The organism is Streptomyces sp. MST-110588, from assembly GCF_022695595.1.
Taxonomy (GTDB): Bacteria; Actinomycetota; Actinomycetes; order Streptomycetales; family Streptomycetaceae; genus Streptomyces.
Window position 1 is genome coordinate 7261542 of record NZ_CP074380.1, and the last position, 15273, is coordinate 7276814.

Here is a 15273-nt window from a genome sequence, read left to right on the forward strand (position 1 = left end):
GGGTTGTCCACGCCACCGGCCAAGGCCGTATCGTGCGGGACATGCGCGCCGCTTGGTATGAGAACAGAGGCCGGGCCCGAGAGGTGCTGCGGGTGGGGGAGATGGAAACTCCCGTGCCCGGGCCGGGGGAAGTGCGCATCAGGGTGGAGTTCTCCGGGATCAACACCGGGGACGTCAAGAAGCGGCAGGTGTGGCTGGGCGCGGGCGCGATGGCCCACCCGCGGATCGTGCCGCACAACGACGGGGCGGGAGTGGTGGACGCGGCCGGCGAAGGGGTGCCGCGCTCCTGGCTGGGGCGGCGGGTGTGGTGCTCCTACGCCCAGAGCTACCGGCCGTACGGGACCGCGGCCCAGTACACAGTCGTGCCCGTGCGTCACGTCGGCGCGCTGCCGCAGGAGGTGCCGGCCGAGCAGGGCGCCTGCCTGGGCATCCCCGGGCTCACCGCCCACCGCGCGGTCTTCGCGGACGGGCCGGTGGCAGGCACCACGGTGCTGGTCGCGGGCGCCGCGGGCAGCGTGGGCCGGGCGGCTTCGGCCCTGGCCCGCCGGGGCGGGGCGCGGGTGATCGGCACCGTCACCCGCGCCGATCAGCTCGACGCGGTACGCGAGGGCGGCGCCGACCACGCCCTGCGGACGGGCCCGCACCTGGCCGCGGCGGTCCTGGAACTGACCGGCGGGCGCGGCGCGGACCGGGTGATCGAGGTCGCCCTGGACGCCAACGTCCACGCCGACGCCGACCTGCTGGCCCCCGGCGGCGCGGTCGTCACCTACGCCACCGGCGACCCCGAACCCGCCCTGCCCTTCTGGCCGCTGGCGTTCAAGAACGCCACGGTGCGGCTGCTGGGGTACGACGACTTCCCGCCCAAGGCGGTGGCCGCCGGCATCGCGGAGGTGACCGCCGCTGCCGCCGCCGGCGACCTGCGCTACCCGATCGCCGGGGTCTTCCCGCTCACGGACATCGCCGCCGCCCACGAGGCGGTGGAGCGGCCACAGAAGCCGGGGCGGGTCCTGCTCGCGCTGCCCGACGGCCGGCAGGCCGGTCAGGAGCTGTCCGCTTGACGGCTGGTCAGGAGCCGAGCCGGCGCAGCAGCCTGCGGGCATGTGCCAGCAGGGACCCGAACAGCGCGATGGCCCCCGGATCGTCGGGTGTCTGGGCGGCCAGTCGCTTCTGGAGCGACTCGTGGGTGTCCTGGGCGTGCCGCAGCGCCCGGGACAGCTCCTCGCGTGCGGCGTCCCGGTCCGGGCCGGTCATGCTGCGCCCGTAGGTGTCGGTCGCGGCGGCGACCTGACGCAGGAACGCGGCGTAGGACTCGGTGGTCTCCGCGTCCGGCTTGGTGATCGGGCCGATGCAGTCGGCGTCGCTGTCGCTGGCGGCGTCGGTTTCGGTGCTGGTTGCGGTGCCGGTGCCGGCGTCCGAGCCGGCAGCGGCAGGGGAACCGGAGCCCGGACCGCCCCCGTCGTGGGAGCCGGCGTCCTCGGACGCGTCCAGGAGCGTACGGGTCAGCCCCTGGATCTGCTCCGCCACCTCCTCCAGGGTGGACAGCAGCCCCTCGAACTCCGACTGCGCCCGCACCAGTTCGGTACGCCACCGGCGGTCCGGGTTCAGCCGGGCGCTCTCCTTGCTCCAGTCGACGGCGGAGCGCACCCGGCGCAGCAGCCGCGGCAGCCGCCGGGCCCGGTCCCACCAGCCCAGCGTCTGCCGGTTGGTCCACGGCTCGGTCAGGCCGTCCGCCACGGCCTCCAGGATGCCCACGCACTCGGCGATCACCTCCCGTACCGCCTGACGGGTGCTGCGCAGGTGGGCCGGCGGCCGTACCAGGGCGTTGACGCCGATGCCCAGGGCCGCACCGATCAGCGCGGCCAGCACCCGGTCGGTCGCCACGGACACCGACACCGGCCCGCCGACCAGGGTGAACAGCGCCGAGGTCGCGCTGTAGATCCCCTGGTCGCCCAGGCGCGGCCAGTTGCCGACCAGCAGCGTCACGGGCAGCACCACGGCCATCGCCGCCGCCGTGCTGTGCAGCAGCAGGCTCACGGCGGTGGCGAGCATGGTGCCGAAGGCGATGGCGAAGGTCTGCTGGAGCCCCTGGGCGACCGAGCGGTAGACGGTGGACTGGACGAGCACCACGGCCACCCAGGGCGCCATCAGGGCGAGGGTGTCGGGCAGCAGCCACTGGGCGAGCGCCCAGGCGGCGGCAGCGGCCAGCGCCGCCTTGAGGGACTGGACGACCAGGTCGCGTTCCCGGCCGGGGCCGGACCACGCCTGCCGTACGGACCGTAGGACGGCGCTGCTCTCCTGGCGTACCGCGTCGGTGACCTGCTGTTTTGCGATCATGCATGCTCCGGTGCTCGGTGGTCGTGCTACTTCCGTGCGTACGGCGGGTGGTTCCCACGGGTCCATTTCCCCGGGCGCCACACGGGTACCAGAGCAGCGCGTTCCCAGACGTGCGACATACCGGGCGGGTTTCCGGGCACCCGGACCACTCCGGACGCGGACCTGCGGCGCCGCGCCCCGGCAGCACCATGAGCACGGCACCTGAGCACGGCGTTTACGACCACAGCACCTATGACCACAGCTTTACGAGCACAGCACCCATGAGCACGGCCCGGCAGCACAAGGACTGAGGACTTGGAGGCCCTGTGACCCGCGCGACCCGAACGCCCTCCGCCAAACGCCCCCGCATCGTGATCGTCGGGGCCGGCTTCGCCGGCTACCAGTGCGCGCGCACACTCTCCCGCACAGCACGCGGCGCCGCGGAGATTGTGCTGGTCAACCCGCACGACTACTTCCTGTACCTGCCGCTGCTGCCCGAGGTCGCCGCCGGGGTCCTGGAGCCGCGCCGGGTCTCCGTCTCACTGACCGGAACCCTGCCGCACGTCCGGCTGGTCCTGGGGGAGGTGGGGGACGTCGACCTGGACGAGCGGCGGCTGACCTACACCGACCCCGAAGGGCGCACCGGCACGCTCGGCTACGACCGGCTGGTGCTGACCGTCGGCAGCGTCAACAAACTCCTGCCCGTCCCGGGCGTCGCCGAGCACGCCCACGGCTTCCGCGGCATGCCCGAGGCCCTCTACCTGCGCGACCACGTCACCCGGCAGATCGAGCTGGCGGGCAGCACCGAGGACGACGCCGAGCGCGCCGCCCGTACCACCTTCGTCGTGGTCGGCGCCGGCTACACCGGCACGGAAGTGACCGCGCACGGCGTGCTGTTCACCGATGCGCTGGCCCGCCAGAACGCCGGCCTGCGCGGCGCGGGCAAGCCGCGCTGGATGCTGCTGGACCTCGCCGACCGGATCCTGCCCGAACTGGACCCCCGGCTCTCCCGCGCCGCCCACCAGGTGCTGAGCAGGCGCGGCGTGGACGTCCGCACCGGCACCTCCGTCAAGGAGGCCACCTCCGACGGGGTGCTGCTGGACGACGGGTCGTTCGTGGCCACCCGCTCGCTGATCTGGTGCGTGGGGGTGCGTCCGGATCCGCTCGTCGCCTCGCTGGGCCTGCCCATCGAGCGCGGCCGGCTGTGTGTCGACAAATATCTGCGGGTGCCCGGCCACCCGGAGGTGCTGGCCTGCGGTGACGCGGCGGCCGTACCCGACCTGACCCGGCCGGGTGAGTTCACGCCGATGACGGCCCAGCACGCCCAGCGCCAGGGCAGGGTCGCCGCCCACAACATCGCCGCCTCCTACGGGAAGGGCGAGATACGTCCGTACAAGCACAACGACCTGGGCTTCATGGTCGACCTCGGCGGCATCCAGGCCGCCGCCAACCCCCTGCACCTGCCACTGTCCGGCCCGTTCGCCAACCTCGTCACCCGCGGCTACCACCTCATGGCGATGCCCGGCAACCGCGTACGGGTCGCCGCCGACTGGACGCTGGAGGCGCTGCTGCCGCGCCAGGGCGTCCAACTGGGGCTGGTCCGCTCCGGATCGGTCCCGCTGGACGCGGCCACCCCCGAACTGGCCCGGGTGCCCGCGGGGCCCGGCCGCGAGGACGGCTCCGGCCAGGGGAACGGCCGGCCGCAGACCGGGGAATCCCACGGACCCGGAGGAACCGCATGACCACCGAGCACCCTTACGACGACACCGGCGCCGGCGGCGAGCCGCGCCCCGCCGCCACCGGATCCCGGGCCGCCGGGTCCGCCGCCACCGGACCCGAGGCCGTCGGACCCGACACCATCAGCGCCGGCGACCGCGGCCGGCACGCCATGCTGCGGGAGCTGGCCCAGCAGCTCCGCGTGGACTCCGTACGGGCCGCGGACGCCGCCGGCTCCGGCCACCCCACCTCCTCGATGTCCGCCGCCGAACTGGCCGCCGTGCTGCTCGCCGGGCATCTGCGCTACGACTTCACCTGGCCCGAACACCCCGGCAACGACCATCTGATCTTCTCCAAGGGGCACGCCTCACCGCTGGTGTACGCGCTGGGCAAGGCCGCCGGCGCGCTCACCGACGAGCAACTGCTCACCTTCCGCAAGCGCGGCAGCATCCTGGAGGGGCACCCCACCCCCGGATCCCCTGGGTGGACGTCGCCACCGGCTCGCTGGGCCAGGGGCTGCCGATCGGCGTCGGGGTGGCCCTGGCGGGACGCGACCTGGACCATGTGCCCTACCACGTCTGGGTGCTGTGCGGGGACAGCGAGATGGCCGAGGGCTCGATGTGGGAGGCGTTCGAGCACGCCGGGTTCGAACACCTGGACAACCTCACCGCCGTCATCGACGTCAACCGCCTGGGCCAGCGCGGTCCCACCCGCCACGGCTGGGACCTGGACGCCTACACACGCCGCATACGGGCCTTCGGCTGGCACACCATCGAGATCGACGGGCACGACACACAGGCGGTCGACCGCGCCTACGGCGAGGCCCGGTCCACCGTCGGCCGGCCCACCGCGATCCTCGCCCGTACCCGCAAGGGCCGGGGGGTCGCCGCCGTGGAGGACCAGGAGGGCAAGCACGGCAAGCCGCTGCCCGACGCCGCGGCGGCCGTCGCGGAACTCGGCGGCGTACGCGACCTCCAGATCAAGGTGCATCCGCCGCTGGACACCGAACGGCAGGTGTGGCCCGGCGGCGGGGACCCGGCACTGCCGCGCTACGAGATCGGCGAGGAGGTCGCCACCCGCAACGCCTTCGGCGAGGCGCTGGCCGCACTGGGCACCGCGCGCGGCGACGTGGTCGCCCTGGACGGCGAGGTCGGCGACTCCACCCGGACCAAGGTCTTCGCCGACGAGCACCCGGACCGGTTCTTCGAGTGCTACATCGCCGAACAGCAGATGGTGGCCGCGGCGGTCGGCATGCAGGTACGCGGCTGGCTGCCGTACGCCTCGACGTTCGCCGCCTTCTTCAGCCGCGCGTACGACTTCGTCCGCATGGCCGCCGTCAGCCGCGCCGACATCAACCTCGTCGGCTCGCACGCGGGCGTGGCCATCGGCGAGGACGGGCCCTCCCAGATGGGCCTGGAGGACCTGGCCGCCTTCCGGGCGGTGCACGGCAGCACGGTGCTCTACCCGTGCGACGCCAACCAGGCCGCCCATCTGGTCGCCGCCATGGCCGACGCCGAGGGCATCCGCTATCTGCGCACCTCGCGCGGCGGTCTGCCGGTCATCTACGACCCGTCGGAGAACTTCCCGATCGGCGGCAGCAAGACCCTGCGCGCCACCGAAGGGGACCAGATCACCATCGTGGGCGCGGGGGTGACCGTCCACGAGGCGCTGGCCGCCGCGGACGCCCTGGCGGCGGAGGGCGTGCCGGCCCGGGTCATCGACCTGTACTCGCTCAAGCCGGTGGACATCCCGGCCCTGCGGGAGGCCGCCGAGGTCACCGGCCGGATCATCACCGTGGAGGACCACCACCCCGAAGGCGGCCTGGGTGACGCGGTGCTGGACGCCTTCACCGACGGCCGTCCCGTGCCGTGCCTGGCCCGGCTGGCCGTACGCACCATGCCGGGGTCGGCCACACCGGCCGAGCAGTTGCGGGGCGCGGGCATCGACGCCCAGACCATCGCCGCCACGGCGCGCGGCATGCTCGCCACCACCGCCTGACAGCGGGCGCACGGCATCGGAACCACGGCACGGCACCGGAACCGGGGGCGACGAAAGGAGCGGGCCCATGGCGAAGAACACGAAACAGGCGGGCGGCGGCAAGCGGGTCGTGGTCGTCGGCGCGACCGGCAACGTCGGCACCAGCGTGGTACAGGCCCTCGCCGAGGACCCCGACGTCGCCTCGGTGCTCGGCATCGCCCGCCGCGTCCCCGACTGGACGCCGCCCAAGGCCGAATGGGCGAGCGCCGACATCGGGCAGGAGAGCGGCCGGGCCACGCTGGGCGGACGCTTCGCCGGGGCGGACGCCGTCATCAACCTGGCCTGGCTCTTCCAGCCCACGCACAATCCCGCGGTCACCTGGAGCACCAACGTCCTGGGCGGCATCGCCGTCTTCCGGGCCGCCGCCGAGGCCGAGGTGCCCGCCCTGATCCACGCCTCCTCGGTCGGCGCGTACTCGCCCGGCCCCAAGGACCGCGCCGTGGACGAGTCCTGGCCCACCCACGGCTGGCCGGAGGCCGCGTACTGCCGCGAGAAGTCCTACCTCGAACGTGTCCTGGACGACTTCGAGCGCACCCACACCGGCATGCGCGTGGTACGGATGCGGCCCGGCTTCCTCTTCAAGGAGGCGGCGGCATCCGAACAGCGCCGCCTGTTCGCCGGCCCGCTGGTCCCCGGCCGGCTCGTCCGTCCCGGGCTGCTGCCCTTCGTGCCCGACATCCCGGGACTGCGCTTCCAGGTCCTGCACACCGACGACGCGGCCGACGCCTTCCGCCGTGCCGTCCACCGCGACGTCCGCGGCGCCTTCAACCTCGCCGCCGGGCCGCCGGTGGACGCCGAACTGCTCGCCGGGATCCTCCACGCGCGTACGGTCCGCCTCCCGCGCCGGGCGGCCCGCGCCGCCGTGTCGGCCGCGTGGGGCCTGCGCCTGGTCCCCGCCTCACCACATCTGCTCGGCGCGGCGCTGACCCTGCCGCTGATGGACTGCGCCCGCGCCCACGCCGAACTGGACTGGCACCCCGAACACACGGCCGTCGACGCCCTGCGGGAGTTCCTGCGGGGCCTGCGCCGGGGGAGCGGCATGCACACCCCGCCGCTGGCGGCCAGGGTCCGCGGCGGACGCGCCCACGAACTGGCCACGGGAGCCGGCGTACGACCGTAAGAACCGGCTGGTCGACGACGGCACGGAGGTCCTCGGCGCCCTGGCCGCCGCGACCGCGGGCGCCGGAGTGGGAGGAGCGTTCACGATGCTGGTCGTCGTCCTGCGCGGTCTCCTGCGCAAGGCGACGGAGCTGCGGACCGAGATCGCCGGGGTGAACTGATGGCGATCGTCGTCCGACTCGACCGTCGGCTCGCCGCACGCGGAACGTCGGTCGGCGAGTTCGCCGAGGCCGTCGGCATCACGCCCGCCCCACATCGCCGTACTGAAGAACGGCCGCGCCAAGGCCGTACGGTTCACTGCCCTCGACGCCATCTGCCGCGCCCTGGACTGCCGGCCCGGCGACGTACTGCGCCGGGTGCCCGACGGCGACGCGGAGGACAACGCGGTGGACTCGCCTGCGGATCAGGAACGGCGGTGAGGAGCTGTTGGAGCTGTTCCTGGAGCCGTACGGGAGCGACCACTGGCTGGTTCCCGGCGAGACCTTCGTGGTCTGGACGGTCGGTTCGGTGGGCGGTGACGGTCCCTGGTCCGGGACGACACGTGGTAACGAGCCCTTCGAGGCCGACTACCGGCCGGGTTCGGCGACGGTGCACGCCAACGGCGTGCACAGCCATGTGACCGATGAGGACGGCAACGAGATCGACCGCGGTCACCGGCGACCGGACGCCACCGGTCCCTCGGCATGACCACGCACGGCCCCCAATGTGCGGCAGAACTAGATGTACTGGCCCGTGAGGTTGGGGACGCGGCTGGCGGGTGGTTTCCCTTGCAGCGCGGTGTGGCCGCGGTGGTGATTGTAGGTGTGGAGCCAGCCGGGGAAGGCGTCGCGTCGTTCCTGCTCCGAGCGGTAGGGGCGGGCGTAGGCCCACTCGTCCAGCAGCGTGCGGTTGAAGCGTTCGACCTTGCCATTGGTCTGGGGCCGGTAGGGCCGGGTGCGTTTGTGCGTGATCCCGGCCCGGGCCAGCTCGTCTTGCCAGTCGTGTGAGCGGTAGCAGGCGCCGTTGTCGGTCAGCACCCGCTCGACGGTGATGCCGCACTCGGCGAAGAAAGCGTGGGCCCGCTTCCAGAAGCTGGTGGCTGTTTCCTTCTTCTCGTCGGTGTGGATCTCGCTGTAGGCCAGGCGGGAGTGGTCGTCGACGGCGGTGTGCAAGTAGCTGTAGCCGACGTTCGAGCGGGTCTTTCGGCCTGTCTGCCGGCCCAGGACCTTGTGTCCGCCGCCGTCGGGGATGTTGCCGAGTTTCTTGATGTCGACGTGGACCAGTTCGCCTGGCCGTTGGCGTTCGTAGCGGCGTATGACAGGGCCGGTTGCCCGGTCCAGATGCGCGAGGCGGGCCAGGCCGTAGCGAGTCAGCACGCGGTGCACGGTCGAGGGCACCAGCCGCAGCAGGCCCGCGATGCGGGCTGGTCCCCAGCGGCGCAGGACACGAACCTTGATGATGCGGCGCTCGGTGCGGGTGGGGGTGCGGCGCGGGCTTGTGCGCGGGCGGGAGGAGCGGTCGCACATCCCGGCCTCACCGAACCGCCGGTAGCGCTCAGCCCACCGCTGGGCTGTCGTCGGCGAGACCTGGAAGCGTTCCGCGGCGCGCCTGAGGGGCCAGTTGTCCTCGACCACGCAGCGAGCCAGACGCAGGCGGCCTGTCTCGGTCAGGGGTGCATTACGGTGGGGCACGAGGGCCTTTCTGTTGCTGGTGCAGATGTCGCAATCCACACCAGGCCAGAAGGCCCTCACCCATTTCAAGATCGATCAGCCGTGAGCCCTGTCACCGTCCACAACCTCCCGGAACAGAACAACTAGAGCTGCCGCAGATGGTCCCGCAGGGTGCGGGCGACCTGGGACATCAGGGCGTCGGCACCGGGCTGGGTGCCGGCCGGGACGAGGGACTCGGTCAGAACGGCTATGGCGAAGGCCATTCCGTCGGAGTGCTCGACGACACCGATCTCGTGGCGGAGGTTCAAGAGCGTGCCGGTCTTGGAGGACCAGGTGGTGGCGTCGGAGCTGAAGTCCGGGGCGAGGCGGTGCCGCAGCACGTTGTTGGCCATGAGGTCGCGTACCCGCCCGGCCACTTCGGGGTCGATCGCCGAGGGTCTCCACAGGGCCTGGAGCAGCCCGGCGTAGGCGCGTGCGCTGCCGGTGTTGGCGCGGGTGGTGTCGAGCTGGGGCACCCGGTGCCCGCGTCCGCCGGTGCCGGCGTCGATGGCCAGGGCGTAGGCGAGGTGGGCCTCGGCGGGATCGAAGCGTTCCACGGGCGTGTCGGACAGTTCGCGCATCGTGTGCCGTACGGTGATGCCGCCCAGGCCGAACTCGCGGAGGATGGCGGTGACCTGGTCGGGCGGGGTCAGGTCGAACAGGGCGTCGGCGGCCGTTCCGTCGCTCAGACAGGTGCTCAGGTAGAGCAGGTCCTCGACCGCGATCCGGACGGGGTGGCGGAAACGGCTCAGCCCGGTGGGGCCGGGTGTGGTGATCCGTCCGGGCGGTACGTCCAGCATCATCGCGCCGTGGAGTTCGCCGCGCCGGATGCGCTCCAGGGTCGCCAGCGCGAGCGGGACCTTGACCAGGGAGGCGGTGGGCAGCTCGGTGTCCGGCTCGATGCCCAGCTCCTCCCCCGTGTGCAGGTTCCGTACGAGCAGAGTGCCGTGCAGGCCGCCGTCGTGCAGTTGGCGGCGCATCTCGCGCAGCAGTGCCTCGGTGTTCACGCCGCCGTTCCTCCTGTGGTGTGCGCCCTTCCGTCTGTGGTGGGCCCGGTGTCCGCGCCGAGGCAGCGGGCTATGGCGTCGCCCAGGCGCGCCTGGATGAGCCGGGGGTTGCCGTCCGCGGCGGCGGCCAGGGCGAACCCCCGGCCGATGGTGACCTCGCCCAGGGGCCGCCAGTTCAGGGCCAGTTCCGCGGCCTGGGCGGGGGAGCACAGCAACAGGTCGTCGGTGCTCAGGACGTCGGCCGCGGCGCTCGTCAGGTCGGGTGCGGTGACGAGCTGTGCGGGCCGCAGCCCCACCGCGTCGCGCAGCCTGGTCAGCGGGTCACGGATGTGCGGCACGTCGTCCTCCGGCTGGATCCAGACCCGGCGGGCCGGGCCGCGGCCGGCCCGGCCCAGCCGCAGCGTTTCGAGGTAGACGCGCCTGACTCCGGGGTCCCGGACGCCGGCGAGCCCGAGCGGTACGGACCACGCCGCCTCGTCCGCGGGCACCGCGAGCAGCGCGGCCCGTACCTGCTGGGCGTGGACCAGTTCCCTGCGCCGTGCCGGTGGTGCGACGCGGAGGTCGAGGGTGACGCCGTGCCCTCGGGCCTCGGCGACGAGACGGGCGAGGGAGGCCGTGGAGCAGATGCCCGGCACCGCGAGCCGCCACGGCTTGCGCTTGGCGGCTGCCGCCTCGTCCAGCAGCACCTCGGCCGCCTGTGCCAGTCCTCTGGCCGCCGGCAGCATGTCCCGGCCGAAGGGGTGAGTACGGCCCGGCGCGATGTGCGCTCGAACAACTGCTCACCGAAACGTTCTTCCAGGGCGGCGACGCGACGGCTGGCCACCGACTGGGACATCCCGGCGGCGGCTGCTCCGACGGTGAAGCTGCCGTACTCGCTGACGCTGACGAACGCGCGACACGCTCCCACGAGATCCACGGCCCGCACTCTATGCCAGTTCGGCATGGAACGGCGCACAACCGTATTGGACCGCATGGTCACCCGAGGGCGAGGGTGTTCCCGACAGCCAGCCGCACACCGGGGTGGAGCCTTCGCGTTCCATCCCTCGACGCGCCCTGCCCGCAGGGCGCCCCGGGAGGTTCGGACCATGCAGCAATACCGTTTCCGGCGTGCCGTCGTCGGTACGCTCGCCACGCTCGCCCTCGTCCCGTCGGCAGCCTGTGGCGCGCAGGGTCACACGGAGGACACCTCGGCGTCCTCGTCGGCGTCCTCGGCGACGTCGGTGTCGGCATCGGCGGCGTCCCTCGCCAGGACGGAACCGGCCGCGGCCGTCAAGCCGTACGCCCGCGCGTTGCGGGACCTGGAGCGCAAGTACGGCGCACGGCTCGGGGTGTACGCGATCGACACCGGTACGGGGCGCGAGGTGGCCTACAAGGACGGTGAACGGTTCGCCTACAACTCCACGTTCAAGGCCCTGGAAGCCGGTGCCGTCCTGCGGAAGTACTCGCTGAACGGGCTGGACCGGATGATCACGTACTCCAAGGACGACCTGGTCGACAACTCGCCCGTCACCAAGGAGCATGTCGCGGCCGGGAGGATGAGCCTGGGTGAGCTGTGTGACGCCGCCGTGCGGTTCAGCGACAACACCGCCGCCAACCTGCTGTTCGATCAGCTCGGCGGGCCCCGGGGCCTGGACGCCGTCCTGGCGGAGATCGGTGACGACGTCACCGTGATGGAGCGCTACGAGCCAAAACTGAGCAGTTGGGTGCCGGGGGTCATCAGCGACACGAGCACGGCGCGGGCGATCGCGAAAGACCTCCGCGCATTCGTGCTCGGGGACGTCCTCGGCAAGCGGGAACGGGCCCAGCTCACGAAGTGGCTGCGGACCAACACCACCGGGGACGAGCTGATCAGAGCCGGTGTGCCCAAGGGGTGGGTGGTCGGCGACAAGACCGGGACCGGCACCTACTACGGCGCGCGCAACGACATCGCCGTGCTGTGGCCGCCGCACCGCGCGCCCGTCGTCGTGGCGATCATGTCGCACCGCAACGAGAAGGACGCCCCGTACGACAACAAACTGATCGCCGAAGCGGCGACCGTGGTCACCGACACGCTGTCGAAGTAGCGGAGCGGCGGGCGCCCGTCACGAAGACGGGCGCCCGCCGGAAGCCGGAGAGACAGGCGCCCCGTCACCAGCCCCAGATGCGGGCGAGAAAGAAGATCGCGCACAGCACGACGACCAGCGCGAGGAGCAGGAGCGGGCCCCGGGACCAGCCGCGCCCCGGGTTGTAGGTCTCGCGCGGCCCGGCGCCGGACATACTGCTCTCGGCGGGCGGCGTCTCACCTGGCGGCACGCCGCCGCCCCCTTCGAGGCCGGGTGTCGTCCCGGGCGACGGGTCGGGGTTCTTGGGATCCGGGTTGGCCGGATCGGGGTTCTTCGGGTCGGGGTTCTGCGCGGGGCCGGCCACGGCTTCACTCCGACCGGGCCTGGCGCGTCCGCGAACGGTTCGCCTTGCGGATGGCCTCCAGCAGCTCCGGCTTGGACATCCGCGAGCGGCCTTCGATGTCCAGGCGCTGCGCGAGGTCGTACAGATGCTCCTTGGAGGACTGCTCGTCCACGCCCTCGCCGCTGCGCCCGCCCTGCTGCCGCGGCCTGGCCGACTGCGGGTCGGAGGGGCCCTTGCGGCCCTTCTCCTTGCGCTCCCAGTGGTCGCCGACCTTCTCGTGGGTGTGCTTGAGGGCGCCGTAGGCCACGCGGTGGGCCCGTTCACCCTCGCCGTACTGTTCCACGGCCGAGTCGTGCGCCTTGATCCAGGTGCGCTGGGCTTCCTCGGGTGAGCGCCCCAGGGTCGAGGGCAGTTCCTGCCGTCCTGGCACGGGTCTCACCTCCGCTTCCGGGTGGTTGTGCGGGTGGTCGTGCGGTCCGGGTGCCCCGCGGCCAGGCGTTTGACACGTGGGTGCCGGGGCCCGGGCAGGCGGTACGGGGCATACCGCCGGCTTCCCGTACGCAGGGCGCGGCGGCCGTACGGGCGCTCAGCTCCCCGCCTCCCGTACGTCCCGGGCCGCCTGTGCGTCCAGCGCCACCCGGACCAGCGCCGCGGCCAGCGCGGCCGGTTCCGCCGTCCGGTCCGCCGTGCGTACGGCCTTCCACAGGGCGTCCGGGTCACCCGGCAGCCCCACCCGCCGGGCGCCGTCCAGCGCCTTGGCGTCCAGGTACGGCGCGAGCGCGGTCCACACCGCCTGCACCTCGCGCAGAAAGATGTCGATGCCCGTCGGACCCAGCCCCGGCACCTCGCGCAGCAGCGTGCGCAGCCGCCCGGTCGAGCCGCCCGCCGCGTCCCGCAGCTTGCGCAGATCGCCGCCGTACTTCTCCAGCACCAGGCGGGCCCCGTCACCCAACTGGGTGGCGGTGCGTTCGTCGTAACGCCGGTAGCCGCCCTCGCCGAGCGCGTCCACCCGCGCCTGCCAGGTGGCGTCCGCCATCCGCCGCGCGTCCCGCAGCCCGGCGTCGGCCAGCGCCCGGGCCGCCGCCACCGCGGTCGTGGCCCGGATGCGGGCGCTGAGCAGAACGGCGAGCACCAGCAGCCGGTACAGCGGCTGCGGGGTGTCCTTCAGACGGATGCCGGCCTCGGCGGCGTACGTCTGTCCGTGGCCCTCCAGGAGCGCGCGGACGGTGCTGGCCGTGCTCTTGGCCGTGCCGCCGCCGCTCACGTCCCCTCGCGCAGCGGATCGTGGCCCAGCGACATCAGGGCGTGCCGCCACTCCGGTCGCTGCGCGGCGTCGGACGGGGCCGTGCTCAGGCGCTCGTTCACCTCGTCGATGACCTCACGCATACAGGTGATGTCCTCGTCGGTGAGGTCGGTACGGCGCTTTTGCAAGATCGCCAGGACGTGCCGGCCCACGGGCGGACCCGCGAGGTCGGGCACCTCCTCGCTGTTCTCCTCGGCGGCGCTGGTCCGCAGCCATGTGGCCAGCTCCGGCGAGGTCATGTTGACCACGCGGTGGAACGTGTCCCACAGCGCGTCGCTCTCGGGCTCCGTCGCGGGGTCCGTGGTGATCGGGTCTTCCGCCATGGTGGTGCCTCCCGGTCGGCCGGGTCGGTGCTCTCGTACGCCCGCCTGTGTGCCCCCCGGTCCGCGGGCGGAAACCTGACCGTACGCAGCGTTGGCCCAGGCACCACACCCGGTGAACAGCCCGTCCGGCAACCCCCGTACGCTGCTGCCCGTTCGACCACAGTGACCTATGAGAGACATGAGGGTGGGGCGCGTGAACAGAACGCGAAGTGCGGGGGCCGCGGCGGTCGCGGCGGCGGCGGTGATCGCGACGATGGGCCCGGCGGTGGCAGCGCCCGCCGGGACGTACGACAAGACCACGGCGGTGGGCGTCCACAACGCCTACGAGAAGGGCAAGTACCCCTATTTCGCCGATGCCCTGGACTCCGGCGCCGGGCTCGTCGAACTCGACGTGTGGACCAACGGGCTGGGCAGGTCCTGGCGCGTCTCGCACGCCAACCCGCTGGGGAACAACAGCAACTGCGTGAACGCCGCCGGCCCCGCGGAGCTGCGCACCAAGCCCCGCGACCAGGACTTCGCCGGCTGCCTCGCCGACATGAGGGCCTGGCACGACGCCAACCCGGGGCACCGCCCGATCGTCGTCAAGGTCGAGATGAAGGACGGCTTCAACGCCCGGGGCGGCCGGGGGCCCGCCGCGTTCGACGCGCTGGTCCGCGGCAAGCTGGGGGACGCCGTGTACGGGCCCGGCGACCTGGTGGGGCGGCACGCGACCCTGGACGAGGCGGTACGCGCCGACGGCTGGCCCGAGCGGTCCGCGCTCGCCGGGAAGTTCCTCTTCGAACTCATCCCCGGCACGGTCGAGGAGGGCAACCCGCTCGACAAGCTCTGGACCGACCGCGAGTACGCCACCCACCTCAAGGACCTCGCCGCACAGGGCGAGCTCGCGCAGGCCACCGCCTTCCCGGCCGTGCACCGCGCCGCCCCCGGAGACCCGCGCGAGCGCTACGCCGACCCGGCCCTGCGCCCCTGGTTCGTGGTCTTCGACGGGGACGCCGCGGCGTACATGAACGGCACCGTCGACACCGCCTGGTACGACACCCGGCACTACCTGCTGATCATGACCGACGCCCACAAGGTGCCCCCGGTCATCGACGGCACCAGGCCCACCGAGGCCCAGGCGCGCGCCCGCGTGGACCAACTGGCCGCAGCCCACGCCAGCTTCGCCACCGCCGACTGGTACCCGCTGCCGCAGGTCCTCAAGACCGTGGTGCCGCGGGGTACCCGGGGTTAGCCGTCCCTCGCAGATCACCGAATCGTCGGCGTCCGGTTCCGGCGCGGTCGCGCGCTGAACACACCTTCCCCCCGCCCGTGGAGGAGGTTTTTGCGGCACAGTACTAACCGATCGGTCAGTTAGCTGACCGATCGGTTAGTCTTTTCCCCTC

At 72.8% G+C, this 15273-nt stretch carries 13 protein-coding genes and 3 pseudogenes; 8 read left to right on the top strand and 8 right to left on the bottom strand.

Features of this window, described 5'->3' with window-relative positions; genetic code table 11:
* Positions 1-41 precede the first annotated feature (41 nt).
* Positions 42-1058: an NADPH:quinone reductase gene (locus tag KGS77_RS31685; protein ID WP_242586608.1), complete on the top strand. Its 1017-nt coding sequence runs from the start codon at positions 42-44 to the stop codon at positions 1056-1058.
* A gap of 7 nt (positions 1059-1065) precedes the next feature.
* Here the strand turns inward: KGS77_RS31685 and KGS77_RS31690 are convergent, their stop codons facing one another.
* Positions 1066-2334 carry an aromatic acid exporter family protein gene (locus KGS77_RS31690; protein ID WP_242586609.1) on the bottom strand — a complete coding sequence of 423 codons (1269 nt, stop codon included), beginning with the start codon at positions 2332-2334 and terminating at the stop codon, positions 1066-1068.
* A gap of 350 nt (positions 2335-2684) precedes the next feature.
* On the opposite strand from KGS77_RS31690, the gene KGS77_RS31695 reads away from it, so the two are divergent.
* The 5 genes and pseudogenes from KGS77_RS31695 (at position 2685) to KGS77_RS31720 (ending at position 7872) form a co-directional block, all read left to right on the top strand.
* A complete protein-coding gene (locus KGS77_RS31695) occupies positions 2685-4055 on the top strand; it encodes an NAD(P)/FAD-dependent oxidoreductase (RefSeq protein ID WP_242587807.1) in 1371 nt (456 codons plus the stop codon).
* A 146-nt stretch (positions 4056-4201) separates the two neighbouring features.
* Positions 4202-6027 (top strand): annotated as a pseudogene (locus KGS77_RS31705) (transketolase).
* A gap of 67 nt (positions 6028-6094) precedes the next feature.
* On the top strand, positions 6095-7186 hold the full coding sequence (locus KGS77_RS31710; RefSeq protein WP_242586612.1) for an NAD-dependent epimerase/dehydratase family protein: 1092 nt from the start codon (positions 6095-6097) through the stop codon (positions 7184-7186).
* A 159-nt stretch (positions 7187-7345) separates the two neighbouring features.
* Positions 7346-7604, top strand: a pseudogene (locus KGS77_RS31715) (helix-turn-helix transcriptional regulator).
* Between the two features lie 7 nt (positions 7605-7611).
* Positions 7612-7872 (top strand): hypothetical protein, encoded by a 261-nt coding sequence (locus tag KGS77_RS31720; RefSeq protein ID WP_242586614.1) that lies wholly within the window; start codon positions 7612-7614, stop codon positions 7870-7872.
* Between the two features lie 29 nt (positions 7873-7901).
* On the opposite strand, the gene KGS77_RS31725 is transcribed toward KGS77_RS31720, so the two are convergent.
* From KGS77_RS31725 to KGS77_RS31735, 3 genes and pseudogenes are all read right to left on the bottom strand, one after another.
* Positions 7902-8855, bottom strand: a complete 954-nt coding sequence (locus tag KGS77_RS31725) for an IS481 family transposase (RefSeq protein WP_242586616.1) — start codon at positions 8853-8855, stop codon at positions 7902-7904.
* A 122-nt stretch (positions 8856-8977) separates the two neighbouring features.
* On the bottom strand, positions 8978-9880 hold the full coding sequence (locus tag KGS77_RS31730) for a serine hydrolase (protein ID WP_242586617.1): 903 nt from the start codon (positions 9878-9880) through the stop codon (positions 8978-8980).
* A pseudogene (locus KGS77_RS31735) lies at positions 9877-10823 on the bottom strand (LysR family transcriptional regulator). The gene KGS77_RS31730 and the pseudogene KGS77_RS31735 overlap by 4 nt, the downstream one beginning before the upstream one ends.
* Before the next feature lie 142 nt (positions 10824-10965).
* Here KGS77_RS31735 and bla point away from each other — a divergent pair.
* The gene (bla, locus tag KGS77_RS31740; RefSeq protein WP_242586619.1) at positions 10966-11943 is read left to right on the top strand and encodes a class A beta-lactamase; all 978 of its coding nucleotides are present in this window, start codon (positions 10966-10968) and stop codon (positions 11941-11943) included.
* A gap of 64 nt (positions 11944-12007) precedes the next feature.
* Here the strand turns inward: bla and KGS77_RS31745 are convergent, their stop codons facing one another.
* The 4 genes from KGS77_RS31745 to KGS77_RS31760 all read right to left on the bottom strand — a co-directional run bounded on the left by KGS77_RS31745 (position 12008) and on the right by KGS77_RS31760 (position 13891).
* Complete coding sequence (locus KGS77_RS31745; protein ID WP_242586621.1) at positions 12008-12286, bottom strand: DUF6480 family protein; 279 nt, start codon at positions 12284-12286, stop codon at positions 12008-12010.
* 4 nt (positions 12287-12290) lie between these two features.
* Positions 12291-12695 (bottom strand): ChaB family protein, encoded by a 405-nt coding sequence (locus KGS77_RS31750; RefSeq protein ID WP_242586622.1) that lies wholly within the window; start codon positions 12693-12695, stop codon positions 12291-12293.
* 156 nt (positions 12696-12851) lie between these two features.
* The gene (locus tag KGS77_RS31755; protein ID WP_242586624.1) at positions 12852-13529 is read right to left on the bottom strand and encodes an endonuclease; all 678 of its coding nucleotides are present in this window, start codon (positions 13527-13529) and stop codon (positions 12852-12854) included.
* Positions 13526-13891 carry a DUF3140 domain-containing protein gene (locus tag KGS77_RS31760; protein ID WP_242586626.1) on the bottom strand — a complete coding sequence of 122 codons (366 nt, stop codon included), beginning with the start codon at positions 13889-13891 and terminating at the stop codon, positions 13526-13528. Before KGS77_RS31760 ends, KGS77_RS31755 begins: the two co-directional genes overlap by 4 nt.
* Before the next feature lie 178 nt (positions 13892-14069).
* On the opposite strand from KGS77_RS31760, the gene KGS77_RS31765 reads away from it, so the two are divergent.
* The gene (locus tag KGS77_RS31765; protein ID WP_242586628.1) at positions 14070-15122 is read left to right on the top strand and encodes a phosphatidylinositol-specific phospholipase C domain-containing protein; all 1053 of its coding nucleotides are present in this window, start codon (positions 14070-14072) and stop codon (positions 15120-15122) included.
* The last annotated feature ends 151 nt before the right edge of the window (positions 15123-15273 follow it).